Source organism: Lacticaseibacillus kribbianus (assembly GCF_020180945.1).
Taxonomy (GTDB): Bacteria; Bacillota; Bacilli; order Lactobacillales; family Lactobacillaceae; genus Lacticaseibacillus; species Lacticaseibacillus kribbianus.
Genome location: NZ_JAIPUL010000005.1, coordinates 1 through 16,024, shown reverse-complemented (window position 1 = coordinate 16,024; position 16,024 = coordinate 1). Strand labels below are relative to the sequence as shown.

At 59.0% G+C, this 16,024-nt stretch carries 12 protein-coding genes, 1 rRNA gene and 2 CRISPR repeat arrays; of the genes, 8 read left to right on the top strand and 5 right to left on the bottom strand.

Annotated features, from left to right (window positions below):
- Positions 1-176: 176 nt before the first annotated feature.
- Together LE416_RS12090 and LE416_RS12085 are read left to right on the top strand one after the other, a co-directional pair.
- Positions 177-944: a glycosyltransferase family 2 protein gene (locus LE416_RS12090; RefSeq protein WP_225049226.1), complete on the top strand. Its 768-nt coding sequence runs from the start codon at positions 177-179 to the stop codon at positions 942-944.
- A 167-nt stretch (positions 945-1,111) separates the two neighbouring features.
- On the top strand, positions 1,112-1,879 hold the full coding sequence (locus LE416_RS12085) for a DUF975 family protein (RefSeq protein ID WP_225049222.1): 768 nt from the start codon (positions 1,112-1,114) through the stop codon (positions 1,877-1,879).
- A 298-nt stretch (positions 1,880-2,177) separates the two neighbouring features.
- On the opposite strand, the gene lepB is transcribed toward LE416_RS12085, so the two are convergent.
- Positions 2,178-2,789: a signal peptidase I gene (gene lepB, locus LE416_RS12080; RefSeq protein ID WP_225049220.1), complete on the bottom strand. Its 612-nt coding sequence runs from the start codon at positions 2,787-2,789 to the stop codon at positions 2,178-2,180.
- Positions 2,790-2,936: 147 nt separating this feature from the next.
- On the opposite strand from lepB, the gene cas9 reads away from it, so the two are divergent.
- The 4 genes from cas9 to csn2 all read left to right on the top strand — a co-directional run bounded on the left by cas9 (position 2,937) and on the right by csn2 (position 9,126).
- The gene (cas9, locus tag LE416_RS12075) at positions 2,937-6,938 is read left to right on the top strand and encodes a type II CRISPR RNA-guided endonuclease Cas9 (RefSeq protein ID WP_225049218.1); all 4,002 of its coding nucleotides are present in this window, start codon (positions 2,937-2,939) and stop codon (positions 6,936-6,938) included.
- A gap of 316 nt (positions 6,939-7,254) precedes the next feature.
- Positions 7,255-8,160 (top strand): type II CRISPR-associated endonuclease Cas1, encoded by a 906-nt coding sequence (gene cas1 / locus LE416_RS12070; RefSeq protein WP_225049216.1) that lies wholly within the window; start codon positions 7,255-7,257, stop codon positions 8,158-8,160.
- Entirely contained in the window at positions 8,138-8,443 is a 306-nt protein-coding gene (gene cas2, locus LE416_RS12065; protein ID WP_225049213.1) for a CRISPR-associated endonuclease Cas2, read from the top strand. Before cas1 ends, cas2 begins: the two co-directional genes overlap by 23 nt.
- Positions 8,440-9,126 carry a type II-A CRISPR-associated protein Csn2 gene (gene csn2 / locus LE416_RS12060; protein WP_225049212.1) on the top strand — a complete coding sequence of 229 codons (687 nt, stop codon included), beginning with the start codon at positions 8,440-8,442 and terminating at the stop codon, positions 9,124-9,126. Before cas2 ends, csn2 begins: the two co-directional genes overlap by 4 nt.
- Positions 9,127-9,140: 14 nt before the next feature.
- Positions 9,141-9,836: a CRISPR direct-repeat array (repeat unit 36 nt).
- A 71-nt stretch (positions 9,837-9,907) separates the two neighbouring features.
- On the opposite strand, the gene LE416_RS12055 is transcribed toward csn2, so the two are convergent.
- From LE416_RS12055 to LE416_RS12045, 3 genes are all read right to left on the bottom strand, one after another.
- Positions 9,908-10,807: an IS3 family transposase gene (locus LE416_RS12055; protein ID WP_179394254.1), complete on the bottom strand. Its 900-nt coding sequence runs from the start codon at positions 10,805-10,807 to the stop codon at positions 9,908-9,910.
- Complete coding sequence (locus tag LE416_RS12050) at positions 10,804-11,064, bottom strand: transposase (RefSeq protein WP_179394255.1); 261 nt, start codon at positions 11,062-11,064, stop codon at positions 10,804-10,806. Before LE416_RS12050 ends, LE416_RS12055 begins: the two co-directional genes overlap by 4 nt.
- A 117-nt stretch (positions 11,065-11,181) precedes the next feature.
- A CRISPR array of direct repeats spans positions 11,182-11,812; the repeat unit is 36 nt; unit sequence GTCTCAGATAGATGTCGTATCAATCAGCGCCAGCAC.
- A 57-nt stretch (positions 11,813-11,869) separates the two neighbouring features.
- On the bottom strand, positions 11,870-12,802 hold the full coding sequence (locus LE416_RS12045) for an ADP-ribosylglycohydrolase family protein (protein ID WP_225049211.1): 933 nt from the start codon (positions 12,800-12,802) through the stop codon (positions 11,870-11,872).
- A 383-nt stretch (positions 12,803-13,185) separates the two neighbouring features.
- Here LE416_RS12045 and LE416_RS12040 point away from each other — a divergent pair, with 383 nt between their 5' ends.
- A complete protein-coding gene (locus tag LE416_RS12040) occupies positions 13,186-14,727 on the top strand; it encodes an ABC-F family ATP-binding cassette domain-containing protein (RefSeq protein ID WP_225049207.1) in 1,542 nt (513 codons plus the stop codon).
- A 99-nt stretch (positions 14,728-14,826) separates the two neighbouring features.
- On the opposite strand, the gene LE416_RS12035 is transcribed toward LE416_RS12040, so the two are convergent.
- The gene (locus tag LE416_RS12035; protein WP_225049202.1) at positions 14,827-15,564 is read right to left on the bottom strand and encodes a class I SAM-dependent methyltransferase; all 738 of its coding nucleotides are present in this window, start codon (positions 15,562-15,564) and stop codon (positions 14,827-14,829) included.
- 389 nt (positions 15,565-15,953) lie between these two features.
- Between LE416_RS12035 and LE416_RS12030 the strand changes: the two genes are divergently transcribed.
- Positions 15,954-16,024, top strand: a 16S ribosomal RNA gene (locus LE416_RS12030); the annotation flags it as partial.

The window sequence follows — 16,024 nt, the reverse complement described above, 5'->3', positions numbered from 1 at the left end:
CATCACGATGCCGTAGGCGGCGGATGGCACAACTTTTAGGCCGGAGCCGTGCGGAGGCCGGCCGCACAGCCCGACCCATCCCGGGGCCCGGAGCCACTCCCACATCGGCCTCGCCAGTTGTGCCGCGGGGAGTCGGCTGTTATAGTGAGACTAATAGGAAGAGACGAGGTGACAACGTGCAACCCAAGGTGTCCGTGATTGTGCCGATTTACAACATTGCACCGTATCTGGACCGCTGCTTGACGAGCCTGGTGGCGCAGGACTACCCGGCGCTCGAGCTGATTCTGGTCGACGACTGCTCGACCGACGACTCCAAGGGCGTGATCGCGCGGTTTGCGGCGCAGGAGCCGCGCATCCGGCCGCTTTTCATTGAGAAAAACGGTGGCGTGTCCGCGGCGCGCAACGCCGCGCTGGACGTGGCGACCGGGACCTACGTCGGCTTTGCGGACGGCGACGACTGGCTGGCGCCCAACGCAATCAGCACGCTGGTCGCGGCGCTTGAGGCCGGGCCCTACGACCTGGTTACCAGCCCGTTTTACCTCGACAACCCGCAATCCAAGGCGCCGACGCGCAGCGCGCGGCGGGACCGGCCGCTGTCGCGCAGGCAGTTCGTCAACGGGATGCTGGCGCCGGCCGGGCAGATCCGCGGCTACCTGTGGAACAAGCTGTTTCGCCGCAGCGTGATCGAGTCGGCCCACCTGAGATTCGACGAGTCGCTGGCGCTGATGGAGGACGAACTTTTCTGCGTCGAGTACGCGCTTTGCACGGAAAAATTCTTCTACCGCGGCGTTCCGGCCTACCACCACGTGATCCGCGCGGACTCGGCGACGCGCTCGTTCGGAATCCTGGGGTCACTGCCTCAGCAGCTGACCGTGCTGCACCGCATCAACCGCACGCTGCGGGCGGCCGACCGGCGCCGCGCGGCGGAGTCAACGGCGCGGTAGGCACTCGAACTGGGCCGGCAGCGGCGCCGGGACCGTGAGGCAACAGCGGCCGCACGTTCGCCGGGGGCGCGAGTCGGCCGCACAAGTGAGGCGGCGTGCCAAGCGGTGGCCCAGCGACCCGGTTGCGGCGACCGCCGGCGTGAACCGGCCACAAGATAGGAGACAATATGAAAGAAATTCTTTCGCGGCGCGAGATTAAGCGCCGCGCGCACGCCCAGCTGCGTGAGGGCACGGTGTTTCGCGACCTTGCCGTGGCGAACCTGCTGCCGTGGCTGATCACGGTGTTTTTCGCCATTCTGGCCTACTGGGTGATGTTCGAAAGCGTGACGAAGTTCGGGCTGGCCAACATCGCGTACAACCCGCAGAACTTCCTTGATTACTACGCGTCGCGCACCAGCAACACCGCCGCCGAGAGCATGTTTGAGGGCCTCGTGTCCCTGTGGTTCGCCCAGGCGGTGGCCTTCACGGCGCTGGACGTGACCCGCGGGCTCACGGGCTTTTCCGCCGGCAAGGCAATCCTGCGCACCTTCAACAGCCGCTACTTCTTCAGCCTGCTGGCGACTTGGCTGGGCTCGATCATCTTGGTCGGCCTCGGCCTGTCGCTTCTGGTGGTGCCAGGCATCGTGCTGATGTTTGGCCTGCGGATGTGCTACTACACGCTGTACGACGGGCGCAAGGACGGGGCGCGCTACGGCTTTCTCGCCGCGCTCGGCGACTCGTGGCTCCTGATGCGCGGCCACAAGTTCGAGTACTTCGTGCTGGAGCTGACGCTGATCGGGTGGTTTTTGCTCGAAAACCTGACCTTCCACCTCTTCGACCTGCTGATCGACCCGTACCTGCAGTTGGTCAAGGCCGGCTACTACGACAACCTGCGCAACATCTGGCAGCGGGCCCACGCGCCGCACGATGACCAGCGCCCGGACGCCGAGGATTAAATAAAAAAATGCTCAACGCCACAAATTCTGTGGTGTTGAGCATTTTTATTATGGGGCGGGATGCGGCGGTGTTGTCGCAAACGGGTTCCACGAGGCAACGCCGATTCGTCTAGCTAAGCCCGGCCCAAGCACCAGGCTTACGCTAGCCGATCGGCTAAGTGCGCCTCGTTCCACCCTCTAAACGGGTTCTACAAGGCAACGCGGGCGCGTCTAGCTACGATGGGGACCTTGAAGCCAAGTGCGCTTCAAGGTCCCCATCTAGGCTATCCGTCCCGCTAAGTGCGCCTCGTTCCACCCTCTAGTAAATCGTCATCTTATTCAGTGGCCAGTAGCGCCACACGACCACCGACTGGACGTGGGCCTTGGTGACGAAGCCGAAGTCGCGGCCGTCGTGCGAGACCAAGCGGTTGTCGCCCATCACGAAGTAGCTGTTCTTCGGCACCGTCGAGCGGCCGGTGGAGGTCAGGGTCTTGAGGCTGAAGTTGTAGGTGAACGGCACGGTCGCCGGGTCGCGGTTGGCCTTGGCGGACTCGGACTTGATCTCCGCGGTCATGAAGGCCTTCTTGAGGTAAGGCTGCTTTTGCAGCTTGCCGTTGACGTACAGCTTCTCGTTTTTGACCTGGACGGTGTCGCCGGGCATGCCGATGACGCGCTTGATGTACAGGTCGCCGGGCGAGTCGGGGGCGTCGATGACCACGATGTCGTTGCGCGACACGGCCTTGTGCCGCAGCGAGTAGAGGCGGTCGCCGTCCTCGAGCGTCGGCTGCATCGAGATACCCTGCACGATATCCTTAGAAACGACGAAGCGCGTCAGGGCCTGCGTGGCTAGGACGACCACGACGATCAGCACGACGAATTCAATGGCGCTGCGGAGGAAGCTCTCCTCTTTTTTGGGTTTTTGCGTAGCCATGAGACACCTTCCCAAACTAGTTTCGTCTATCATAACACAACGGCGTTAGGGGGAGGGGAAAAGCAGACTGGCGGCGAATCTTTGACTTGCCAGGGGTTCGGCCGTCGCGGATAATGAAAACGTACACATATAATAGGGGGAATTGATGTGGTAAAACCATACGGCATTGGTCTCGATATCGGGACAAACAGCATCGGCTTTGCGATAGTGGACAGCAATGGGGACCTGACCCGCGCCAAGGGGAAGACGGGCTACGGCGTGCGGCTGTACAGTGAGGGTCAGGCCGCCGCGGATCGGCGCGCTGCCCGCACCACCCGGCGTCGCCTCAAGCGCCGCCGCGCGCGGCTGCGGCTGCTGCGGGAATTCTTCGAGCAGGGCACCTTGCGGGATCATTCGCTGGATGGTGATCCTAACTTTTTCGAACGCCTCAAGTACTCGGACGTGTCGCCCAAGGCCGGCGAGCTGCCGGCCGCCAAGGGCCTGCTGAACGACCTGAGCGATCAGGCACTTCACGAGCAGTACCCGACCATCTATCACCTGCGACGCGACCTGGTTGCCGGCACCAAGAAGGCCGACATTCGCCTGGTGTACCTGGCCATTCACCACATCATGAAGTACCGTGGCAACTTCCTCAGCGAGGGTCGGGCGCAGGACTACAAGCCGGGCAAGGTCGCGGTGGCTGAAATCCTGAGCGCCATAGATGAGGCGCTGAGCGAAATCGTGCCCGAGCTGGATCTGCACTTGAGCCAAGCTTCGGAAGACGCGGTGCGCAGTGTGCTGATGAACGTTCGCAACACGCGCAGCGACACGCAAAAGCAGCTGGTCGCAGCGTTCCCACAGTCGGCGGACAAGGCGCAGGCCAAGCTCCAGAAAACGTACCTGACGGAGCTGACCAAGGCCGTGGTCGGGCTGGGGGCGAAGTGGGATGTGGTGCTGAACGCGCCGGTCAGCGACGATGTTCAAAAGAAATCCTTTGCCGACGCGGAGGAGCTGATGGCCGGCCTCGAAAGTCAACTGACCACCGCCCAGGCCGAGCTGGTGACGAACCTTCAGACCCTCTACCAGGCCCGGCTGATTGCCGGACTGGTGCCGGAGGGGCGGGGCTTCTCGGAGGCCATGGCCGAGTCGCATGATAAGCACGCTGATCAACTGAAGCTGTTCAAGGCGTACCTGGCGACGCGGTCGGTGACGGATGCGCGGGCTCTTCGCGCGGCGTACAACGCCTACATCACCAATAAAGACGAGAAGGCCAAGACCTTCACTCGAGATGACTTCTACAAGCGCCTGACGAAGCTGATCGGGGACGACACCGACGTAAAGGCGACCACGATCCTTGACTTGGTCGCCGCGGAGGATTTCCTGCCCAAGCAGCGCACTAAGGCTAACGGGATGATTCCGTACCAGATGCACCAGCAGGAGCTCGACGCCATCATCGCGCATCAGAAGCGCTACTACCCGTGGCTGGCCGCACCCAACCCGGTGACCGCGCACCACAGCGCGCTGCCGTACCAGCTTGATGAGCTGATTGCTTTCCGCGTCCCTTACTATGTGGGCCCCTTGATTGACCCTAAGGCCGAGGGCGTCGGGGACAATGCGAAGTTCGCCTGGGCGACGCGCAAGCAGTCGGGAGCCATCACGCCGTGGAATTTCGATGAGATGATTGACCGCGAGGCGTCCGCCGACAGCTTCGTCCAGCGCATGAAGACCACCGACACCTACCTGATGGGCGAGGACGTGCTGGCCAAGCAGAGCCTGATCTACCAGCGCTATGAGGTGTTCAACGAGCTCAACAATGTGCGCCTCGACGGCAGTGCGCTGACCGTCAAGCAGAAGGAGGCCCTGTTCGAGCACGCCTTCAAGCAGACCAAGATCGTGACGGTGAAAAGCGCGCTGAAGGTGCTGAAAAACGCCGGCCTCGCCACGGCCGACGCCGAACTCAAGGGGCTGGCCGAGGATGACCGCTTCCTGGCCAGCTACAGCACCTACATCGACCTGCGCAAGATTCTGGATGAGCGGGTCGACAAGCCGGAGCTGCAAAACGACCTGGAAAACATCATCACCTGGTCGACCGTTTTTGAAGACGGCAAGATTTTCCTTGAGAAGCTGAACGAGATCAAGTGGCTGACCCACGAGGAGCGCGTGAAGCTGAGCAACATCCGTTACCGCGGGTGGGGTCAGTTCTCGCGCAAATTCCTGGTTGAGCTGCGCCTGAGCACCGGTCAGTCGATTCTCGACAGCCTGCAAGCCACGAGCGCCAACCTGATGGTGCTGCTCAAGGACGAGCAGCTGCAGCAGCAGATTGGCGAGGCCAACAGCGCAGTGGCCAAGGCCGGCGACGTCGATGACCTCGTCGCCGCGGCGTACACCAGCCCGAGCAACAAGAAGGCCGTGCGCCAGGTGTGGCGCGTGATTGAAGACATCATGCGGGCCAAGGGAACCGCGCCGGCCTACCTGTTTATCGAAACCGCGGACGGCGAAGGCGTTGCCGGTCAGCGCACGCGCAGCCGCCAGCACCAGATTGACACGCTGGTGCCGGAGCTGGACAAGGAGATTGCCGCCGAGTTCAAGGACAAGGTCAAGGAGAAGGCCGACTTCACCGACCGCCTGGTGCTGTACTTCCGCCAGAACGGACGCGACCTTTACACCGGTGAGAAGATCAACCTCGATCACCTGAGCAGCTACGACATCGACCACATCCTGCCGCAGTCTCTGATTAAGGACGATTCACTGGATAACCGTGTGCTGGTCAACCAGCGCATCAACCGCGAGAAGAACGCGACGTTCGCCAGCGCGCTGTTCGCCGCCAAGCAGCGACCGCTGTGGGTGGCAATGAACAAGGCCGGCCTGATCAGTGGGCGCAAGCTACGCAACCTGACCATGCGGCCGGACGAAATCGATAAGTACGCGACCGGCTTCGTTGCCCGCCAGCTCGTCGAGACGCGCCAGATCATCAAGCTGACCGAGCAGATCATCGCCGGCGAGCTTCCGGACACCAAGATTGTGGCCATCAAGGCCGGCCTATCCAGTCAGCTCCGCGATGAGCTGGACTTCCCGAAGGTGCGCGAGGTCAACCACCATCACCACGCCTTCGATGCCTACCTCGCCGCGCGCATCGGCACGTACCTCGTGAAGCGTTACCCGGGGCTTGCCCCGATGTTCGTGTACGGGGACTACGCCAAGTTCGACGTTAAGGGGCTCAAGAGCTTCAACATGCTGTGGCCGCTGACGCACGGCAAGACCGTTCAGGATAAGGAAACCGATGAGGTCCTGTGGAGTCAGCGCGATATCGACACACTGGCGCGCATCTATGACTTCAAGAAGATCTTGGTGACGCACGAGGTTAAGTTCAATAACGGCGCGATGTTCGATCAGACCATTTACCCGGCAAGCGAGGTTGGCAGCAAGAAGTTAATCGCGCGCAAGGCGGATCGGCCCATTGAGTTTTACGGCGGCTACACCAATGAAAAGACCGCATACCTCAGCATCATGAAGGATACAGACCGCAAGAACGGTGAAGGTTACCGCGTGCTGCGGGTGCCAACGCGCGCACTCAACGAGCTCAATAAGACCACCCCGACCGAACGGAAACGGCTGATTGCACGATTCAACGAATCGATTATCGGTAAGGCAATCAACCCGAACGATATTATCTTAGAACGCGTGGGATTGGATCAGCTCTTCTTCAATCAGCGGTACCAGTACTTCATGACAGGAACGAACACGCTGTTGCACAACTTCCAAGAGTTATTCCTGAGCCGAGGACAGCAGAAGGTATACAAGACCAAGGACGCGACTTTTGGGGACCTGGCAGAAATATTTGAGGTTATCTCGCAGCAGGCAGATAAGTACTTCCCACTCTACGATATTAATCAGTTCCGCATTAAATTGAGAGAGGCCGCCCAAAGCCTTAATTCAAAGCCTGTTACAGGAAAGGTTAAGACGGTTGAGGATATTAAAAAAATCCTGAACCAAGTATTACTTGGTATGCAGGCATCACCAGCGCGTGGTGACTTAAAGATAGTTGGGATTAGTACCCCGCTTGGCTTCATGCAACAGGGCAAGGGTATCTTCCTCGATGCTGACACCGAAATCATCTACCAGTCCCCAACCGGCCTGTTCGAGCGACGGGTGAAGCTGGCGGACCTGTAACACAACGATCTAACACTCGGCGAGACGCCGGACCACGATGAAGAAATTCGGAGTTGGCCCGGCGTTTTGTCGAAGCTGAACAAAAAAGCCACCGGAGGGCTCCGGTGGCGGTAGTACAGCGGTATTACATATGTATGGCCCGATAACGGGCTCATAAGATGAAACTTGGCTTTCGCCTTGTTTGATCTCAACTCTAGATGTCGTATCAATCAGAGTCAGCGTTGAGGATGTCGTCTCAACAGATTCATTAAACCATGGATACCGGTTTTTTGCAAGCGCTTTGATCGCTTGCACGCAAAATGGGGAGGCGAATATTTTGGGATGGCGAACAGTTGTTGTGTCGCAGCACGCCAAGGTTTCGACGTTGAGTCGCAATCTGGTGGTTCAAAATGATCAGGGAACGTACCCGATTCCCATCTCGGACATCGATATCGTGGTGCTCGAGACGACGCAGGTGATGATTTCGGCCGATGCAGTCGCAAGCCTGGCGGAGGCGGCCGTGCCGGTTGTTTTTGCCGGCCACAACGGACAGCCCGTCGCCAAGACGATGGGCACGAGCTTTCGCAACCAGATCAGCGGGCTGATTCGGCGGCAGGCGGCCTGGCCGCGGGACCGCATCGACCGCCTCTGGACGACGCTTGTGGCGACCAAGATTGCAAATCAGGCCCAGGTGCTCGACTACCAGCAGCAACCCGCAGACGACCTGCGAGGGATGATTGATGAGCTGGAGCTGGGGGACCCGACGAACCGGGAGGCGGTGGCCGCGCGCAGCTACTTTCGAAAACTCTTCGGGGATGGCTTCTCGCGCAGTGACATGTGTGCAATCAATGCGGCGCTGAATTACGGCTACGCGCTGCTGCTCGCGCTGATTGACCGGGAGATTGTCGCGACCGGCCACCTGACCTCACTCGGTATTCACCACGACAGTCAGGATAACGAGTTCAACCTTGGCTCCGACCTGATGGAGCCGTTTCGGCCGCTGGTCGATGTCTGGGTAGCCAACCAGAAGTTCGATGAGCTGACGCCGGACGTCAAGCACGGCCTGGCCGACCTGTTCAACATGGAAATCACGTTCAACAGCGGGCAGACGCTTTTTCGCAACGCGCTGACGGCGCACGTCAGGTCGTGCCTGCATTACCTGGATGAGGACGAGGACAACGTGGAAATCGAGGTGCTACTGCCTGATGAGGTATCGAATCATGCGATTAATGATCATGTTTGATCTGCCAGTCGACACCAGCGAGCAGCGGCGAAACTACCGACGCTTCCGTAAGGAGCTGATCAATGACGGGTTCCTGATGATGCAGTATTCCATCTACGTTCGCGTCTGTGTCAACCGCAAGGCGGCCAGCGCGCTGGAACGCCGGGTTGCGCTGCGGGCTCCCGCGGATGGACTCGTTCAGTCGCTGATGATTACTGAAGTCCAGTACCAGGCGATGAACTTCATCTCGGGCAAGGCCAGCGACGACATTCGCAACTCGGCGGCGAGGTTGATTGTCCTATGAATATGACCTATTTTCCCTACAAACCGATTGAGACGCAGCCTGGAAAAATTGTCGTCGTTGCCACTCAGGCACCCAAGGTTTATGAAGACCTCTGCCGCGGCCTGCGCGACGATACGGACAAGGTCAGGCTCAGTGACGAGCACTTCCAGTCTGTGCTGCCCAGCAAAGCACTGCTCTGGGGTGGCGATCCGCTGCTCGAGGTGAACCTGGACAAACTTTTTCAGCGGCTGCTGCTCAAGCGACTTAACGCCGCAATGTCGGACCAGGCGAAGGCCCAGCTGATTGATCAGGAGCGGACCCTGCAAAGCGTGGTCGCCGATGCCTTGTTTTCACTGGATCTGCCGCTCGAAATTACGCAGACGGTGACCGTGGAAACGATTCTAAAGTCGGCGGCAATTATGTATAATGAAGCTGTTAGCGGAGATGTCGCCGCTACGCTTGAGGTCCTAATCAAGACGCTGGTCGAGTTGAACGACCAGCGCGTCCTCGCCTTAACCAACGTGAGTCACTATCTGAATCAAGCACAGTGGGAGACTTTCCGCGGGCAGGTCAAGATGTCGAATCTGCCCGTTGCTCTCATTGAATTCACCAATACGCCGCTTGCTGACTTGGGTGAGAACACCTGTCTCATCAACATTGATCGCGACTTCATCGACTCCAGGGAGCTCGATGCTGAGAACTAGATTATAAAAGATCGGTCTCAGATAGATGTCGTATCAATCAGCGCCAGCAGAAATCAAGGTCGATAGTACCGACAAGTATAGTCTCAGATAGATGTCGTATCAATCAGCGCCAGCAGAGGCCAGAAGGTCTACGTCACCGAGGTTGTGTCTCAGATAGATGTCGTATCAATCAGCGCCAGCAGACTTGGCGGTCGATGCCAGCGACGATGATTGTCTCAGATAGATGTCGTATCAATCAGCGCCAGCAGGTACTCGACTTAGTCGGTGGACAGGGTGCTGTCTCAGATAGATGTCGTATCAATCAGCGCCAGCAGTAGTTACCAACTGGTGGTCGATGATTGCGTGTCTCAGATAGATGTCGTATCAATCAGCGCCAGCAGCCAACACGTGCCGGGCGAATCGCTAAGTACGTCTCAGATAGATGTCGTATCAATCAGCGCCAGCAGACGCTTGCTTGTGGTGTCATCAGGATTGCGTCTCAGATAGATGTCGTATCAATCAGCGCCAGCAAGCCGTTCTAGTGAGGGCAGACTATGACGACGTCTCAGATAGATGTCGTATCAATCAGCGCCAGCAACCCTGCGCGATTGCGTCGCCCAGTGGCGCGGTCTCAGATAGATGTCGTATCAATCAGCGCCAGCAACCACGGCCAACCCAAAATACCACTGGCCCGTGTCTCAGATAGATGTCGTATCAATCAGCGCCAGCAACCGTTCGAGATGGATTTAAGTCAAGTTTCGAGACAGTGAATCTATTTGATTTGTGTGTTCCGAGTTTATAGTCAGGCGTTACAATTCAGCGCATGACCATGCCAGTGAGTTATTTCATATTGAACTGGACTCATCATTTCTAGTCCAGAATGGATCCGAGTGCGGTTATACCACTTCTCGATATATTCGAAGATGTTTGTTCGTGCTTGTTCAAAAGTGCGGTAATTCTCTGGGAAAACGTAATGTTCCTCTTTTTTGAATGAGGCATGAAATGACTCGATGATTGCATTATCGTACGGCGTTGCTTTACGACTATACGAGTGCTTAGCGCCGACAGAAATCAGGATTTCTTCGAAGGCAACGCCGGTAAACTGACTGCCAAGATCTGTGTGTACGGTCAATCCTTCAAAGACGTTACGATCAATCAATGCGTTACTAAATGCTTTAATAACTAAGGTTTCGGTCATATCGCGGCCGTACGCAAAACCGACGATACGGCGTGAAAACAAGTCCATGAAGGTACATAAATAAGTCCAACCATCTTTCGCCGTTTGAACGTAAGTAATATCACCGGCCCATTTCTGATTGATAGCTGTTGTACTAAAGTCTTGTGCCAATAGGTTGTTCCGCTCAGCTACTGGATTTGCTGCTGGTGCTGCGCGATATTTTCGGCGAGTGATCGAACGCAATCCTTCTTCACGCATGAGCTTTTGGATCAATTTTTGACCAACGTGGTCCTCCCGTTGTTGGTTGATCATAAAGGTGAGCTTGGGTGCGCCGTATCGGCCTTTTGCGGCTTTATAGGCGACGTGTAGTTGTGCTCGTATTTCTTCCCGACGCTTCTCGGTTGGCGTTTCTTCGTGATTGCAGTAGCGATAATAAGAACCTCGTGGTACGGATAAAGCATCGGTGGCTGTGACGATCGGGAAGTCGTGAGTTTCAATAAAGGCATACAAATCGCGGTTCGTCACTTGCTTTGTTTCGCGAAGATGCCCAAGGCTTTTTTTAGGATCTCATTCTCCTGCTTCATTTGAAGGTATTCGGCTCGCATCTTCGCATATTCTGCACTTGAAGGATCCTTGGTCGATGCTTGTTTATGCTCAGTGAACCATTTGCCCAAAGTTGCGATGGGAACGTCGTAGTCTTTACTTAATTCGCCTGGTCCTTTGCCGGCAGCGTGTAGTTCGATGAGCATGTCTTTGAAATCTTGGTTGTACTTCTTAGCCATAACAGATCCTCCAGTAATCATACTTTGATGTCATTATACTAGATTCACTGTCTCACTTTTGAGGGTAACACCAATCAGCGCCAGCACCACAACGCCCGTGTCGCCGATTTTCACGTCTGTCTCAGATAGATGTCGTATCAATCAGCGCCAGCACAGGTGTGACGTGCAAGTGCTCGGCTACCGCGTCTCAGATAGATGTCGTATCAATCAGCGCCAGCACACGTAGTTGAACCCGTCGCGCTTGGCGTACGTCTCAGATAGATGTCGTATCAATCAGCGCCAGCACCGCGCGGGGCCTTGCACTTGATGGCGTACTGTCTCAGATAGATGTCGTATCAATCAGCGCCAGCACATGGCCCGATCGGCACGCCTGCCGATACCAGTCTCAGATAGATGTCGTATCAATCAGCGCCAGCACCAGCGGCGTCGCGCTGGGCTTGGTCAAGCAGTCTCAGATAGATGTCGTATCAATCAGCGCCAGCACCAACCGTGGCCCAACTTGCTATAATAGACTGTCTCAGATAGATGTCGTATCAATCAGCGCCAGCACCAGAAAGCCACTAAAAAACACTCAAAAAGGGTCTCAGATAGATGTCGTATCAATCAGCGCCAGCACGCAGGAGTTCGTGGTGGGACTGGCAAGCAGGTCTCAGATAGATGTCGTATCAATCAGCGCCAGCACCAACAGCGTAGGGCGGCCGCGGTGAGTAGGGTCTCAGATAGATGTCGTATCAATCAGCATTAGAGCGAATAGCCTACACAAAGAGCGCAGTCAATTGGCTGCGCTTCTTTGCGTGAATGCGCGTCAGGCCTCGTCGCTGTCCTCAAAGAACCCGGACTTTTCGGCGCGCTGCACCCGTTGCACGATCTCGCCGTACCTGGTCAGCAGCAGGCACCAGCGGTGGGGGATGCGCAGGTAGCCGTACGCGAGGCCCGCCAAGCCGCCGGCCAGCGCCGCGTAGGCCGCGCTTTCGTGGCCAAAATTGGCCGCGGTCAGGACGGCGGGCGCGAAGTCGTCGGTCGCCTGCAGGCTGTACCACGCCACGCCCAGCACGTTGCGCGGCGTCGCCGGGCCCGCCGCCAGCGTTTTCGCCTGCGCCGCATCGAGCCCGGCCAAAAGCGCGAAGTCCAGCGCGACGGGCTCGCCCTGGTAGTGGGTCAGCGTGCCGTTGAGCGCGGCGTCCAGCGCCTCGGGCAGCGTCTGGCCGGCCAACAGCCAGGTGACCGCCTGCAGGTACATGGTGGTCGCAATGCGGTTGGCGAGCCCCGGGTTGGTTAGGTTGACGAAGGTGGCCAGCTCGTCCGTCGCCGCCGGAATGTCCAGCCAGTTTTCCCCGAACTGGTGATGGAGGAAAAAGCCGACCGGCAGGCTGCGCAGCAGCGCGCCGGGGTCAGCGTCCGGGCGGGCCGGCGTACGGCCACCCAGCGCGGCCGCGGTCGCCGGCCAGGTGTGGCGCGGCGCGGTCGGGTAGGCGGCGTACGCCCCGGTCTGCGCCCACTGGCGGTACTCGGTCATCAGCCCGGCGGGGGCAAACCCGCTAGCGAGGGCGGCCAGCCCGGCCTGGGCCAGCGCGGTGTCGTTGCTGTAGGCGCCGGTCGGCCCGCCGGCCACGGCCGTCATGCCGGTGATCGGCGGGGTGTGGGCGCCCACGGTGGTGCCGACAAGCGGCAGCCCAAGCGCGGACCCCAGCGCCGCGCCGATGGTGCCGTGGGTCAGCCGAGAGGTGATAAGCGTCATAATTAATCGCTCCTTTCAGGGGTGGCCGCGCCCGGTGCGCGGCGGATGAAACGTGGCAATCCGGCGAGTAGTGCGAGCCTGCGCCCGGCGTGCCGGCCGCGGCAGCCGAGGGGTAATCTGCGTGCCGGCGGACGGGCACCGCCAGTACGGGGTTGGCCGCGGGTCATGGCCCGCTGGTCCTCGGCCCGGTCCGGGCCGCCGCGCTGGCAATTGCCCGCGGCACCCTGCTACCATCTGGGTGGGGCCTGACGTCATTATCCGCCCGGCGCGCGGCGGGGGCAAAGAATCTGCTCGATTGCCAAGACCCGGTCAAGTGTGGTAGGGTATTATGACGTTTTTTTCTGAAAATGAAATGAAAAATTTCAACAAGGAGGACCACCACCATGAGTGTTTTGACGGTGACCGGCTTATCGCAGCGCTTCTTGGATAAGCAGCTTTACCAAGATGCGAGTTTTCAAGTGAACCAGGCGGATCACCTCGGGGTGGTCGGCCAAAACGGCGTGGGCAAAAGCACGCTGATCAAGATCCTGACCGGCGGGCTCGAGCCGGACGAGGGTAAGGTGGTGTGGCAAAAGCACCTGCACATCGGCTACCTGGACCAGTATGTGAACCTTCACCCAGGCCAGACGGTCGGTGAATTCCTTCACACAGCCTTTGCGGAACTGTTCGCCAAGGAGGCCAAGATGAACCAGATCTACGCTGACTACGCACAGAACCCGGACGACGAGCTGCTGGCCAAGGCCGGCACCATCCAGGAGGAGCTCGAGGCCGCGGAGTTCTACGACATCGACACGAAGATCGACACGGTGGCCACCGGGCTGGGGCTCGACGCCATCGGCCTAGATCACCCGGTCGACGCGCTGTCCGGCGGCCAGCGCTCCAAGATCATTTTGGCCAAGCTGCTGCTGGAGAAGCCCGACATGCTGCTGCTGGACGAGCCGACCAACTACCTGGACGTCAGCCACATCGCCTGGCTGACCGACTGGCTGCAGAGCTTCGAGGGCGCGTTCATCGTGATCTCGCACGACTACGATTTTCTGGAAAACGTGACCAACGCGATCCTCGACATCGAGTTCGGCCAGATCACCAAGTACACCGGCAGCCTGCACCAGGCCATGCGTCAAAAGGAGGCCGACCACGAGACCTACATGAAGGCCTACGCCAAGCAGCAGGCGCAGATTCAAAAGCAGGAGGCGTTCATTCGCCGCTTCAAGGCCGGCACCCGCTCCACCGCGGCCCGCTCGCGCGAAAAGCAGCTGGCCCACCTCGAGCGCCTGACCCCGCCGGGCAACCGGGCGCACGCCCACCTGGCCTTCCCGTACCAGGAGGTGCAGCGCCAGGTGCTGGTGTACGTCAACGACTTGGTGGTCGGCTACGACCAGCCGCTGCTTGCGCCGATCAATTTTTCCATCGCCAAGGACGAGGTGATCGCCCTGCAGGGGTTCAACGGCATCGGCAAGTCGACGCTGCTCAAAACCATCCTGGGACAGCTGCCCGCGCTGGGCGGGGATGTCGCCATCGCCGACAACGTGGTCTTCGGCTACTTCGAGCAGGAGCTGGACTGGGCGATTCCCAAGCAGACCCCGCTGCAGTACCTGATGGGCAAGTACCCGGCCCTGAGCCAGCGCCCGCTGCGCCAAGTGCTGGCGCGCACCGCGCTGACCCGCGAGGAGATGGACAAGCCGCTTCAGATGCTGTCTGGTGGTGAACAGAGCAAGGTCAAGCTCGCCGACTTGATGCTGACGCCGAGCAACATCCTGATCATGGACGAGCCGACCAACCACCTGGACGACGACACCAAGCGCGCCCTGCAGGACGCGCTTAGGGCCTACCCGGGCGCCGTGGTGCTGGTCTCGCACGAAACCGGCTTCTACGACGACAGCTGGGTCGACACCCAGATCAACATCGAGAATTTGCAGCGCTAGCCAAAAAGCGGCGGCCCCCAACCTTGGGGGCCGCCGCTTCGTTCATGATAGAAAGTAATCGTCGCCGCCGAACGGTTCACCATGTGTCTCACCGCGGCCCTAGACCGCGCAGGTGAGCAGGGAGAACGTGTAGTCGGTGGTGGTGACCACCGGCAGGTTGGGGTCGGGAACCCCGATCACGGCCGCCGCGAGCTCCTGCGCCTGGCGCAGCGAGAAGGGTCGATCGAACGCCGGCAGCAGGTCGGTGATGGTGACCGTGTCCTCGAGCTGGTAGCTGAAGTCCTGGTGCACCACCCGCGCACCCTTGAGGATCAGCCCGCGCTGAATGTGCCACGCCCGCCTGGGGTCCGCCTGCGCCACGGTCAGCGGCGTCAGGTTCAGCGCCCGGGCCATCTGCGTGACCAGCCCCGTGGTCTGCGCCGTCTGGAGGTTGAACGCCAGCGCCCGCTTGGCCAGCGCCCGCAGGTGGGGCAGGTCCTGCGGCGTCAGCGTCGGCAGCTGGCTGATGAAAACCAGATCGGCCAGCTGCCGATGCGGCAGGTCGTGCCAGTCGCCGACGCGGAACGCGGCGTTTTTGACGGCGTGCGCGTCGAGCCACCCGCGCGCCTCTTCAAGCATCGCGGCCGACCAGTCGGTGAGCGTCACGTGGGCGGCGGCGCGGGCCAGCGGCAGCGCGTAGCGCCCGCTGCCCGCCGCCAGGTCGAGCACGGACAGCCGGCTCAGCGGCCACTGGGCGTTGAGCGCCGCGACCACGTCCCGCTCGACGGGCAGCCGCGATTCCCGCTGAACGCGGGCGTATTCCGGGGCGAAGTCGTCCCAAGCGCGTGGATCATCCATGGTGTCACTCCTCAATTTGCAGAAAGTTGGTCAAACCGGTTGACGCTGCAGGGCTCACTTGGTATGATATCAAAGTTGTCTTTTGGATGACACGGAAACGACTTGAGCAAGCAAAAAAAGTGTTTGACATCAACGTCGCGACCTGCTAAACTATAAAAGTTGTCGCAAGCAAGGCATAACGCCTCGCTAATAAGAAGTTAAAACTTCTTATTGACAACGATCGGCCAACGCGATATACTTAATGAGTTGTCGCTTGGACGACAAGGTAGTCCTTTGAAAACTGAACAAAGTTTCGTAAATGTGATAGGGCTTTTCTTAATTGAAAAGAATTAAACACTGCGAAGTCAATTCGCTAGTAACAACAAATCGAGCTATTCAAACAGCTCATATTACATGAGAGTTTGATCCTGGCTCAGGATGAACGCTGGCGGCGTGCCTAATACATGCAAGTCGAACGAGG

Bases quoted from the DNA above. Each gene is read 5' to 3' on its own strand.
- LE416_RS12045 (WP_225049211.1), bottom strand. From the start codon at position 12,802: ATGACGCTTATCACCTCTCGGCTGACCCACGGCACCATCGGCGCGGCG.
- csn2 (WP_225049212.1), top strand. From the start codon at position 8,440: ATGAATATGACCTATTTTCCCTACAAACCGATTGAGACGCAGCCTGGA.
- cas2 (WP_225049213.1), top strand. From the start codon at position 8,138: ATGCGATTAATGATCATGTTTGATCTGCCAGTCGACACCAGCGAGCAG.
- LE416_RS12035 (WP_225049202.1), bottom strand. From the start codon at position 15,564: ATGGATGATCCACGCGCTTGGGACGACTTCGCCCCGGAATACGCCCGC.
- LE416_RS12050 (WP_179394255.1), bottom strand. From the start codon at position 11,064: ATGGCTAAGAAGTACAACCAAGATTTCAAAGACATGCTCATCGAACTA.
- LE416_RS12085 (WP_225049222.1), top strand. From the start codon at position 1,112: ATGAAAGAAATTCTTTCGCGGCGCGAGATTAAGCGCCGCGCGCACGCC.
- lepB (WP_225049220.1), bottom strand. From the start codon at position 2,789: ATGGCTACGCAAAAACCCAAAAAAGAGGAGAGCTTCCTCCGCAGCGCC.
- LE416_RS12040 (WP_225049207.1), top strand. From the start codon at position 13,186: ATGAGTGTTTTGACGGTGACCGGCTTATCGCAGCGCTTCTTGGATAAG.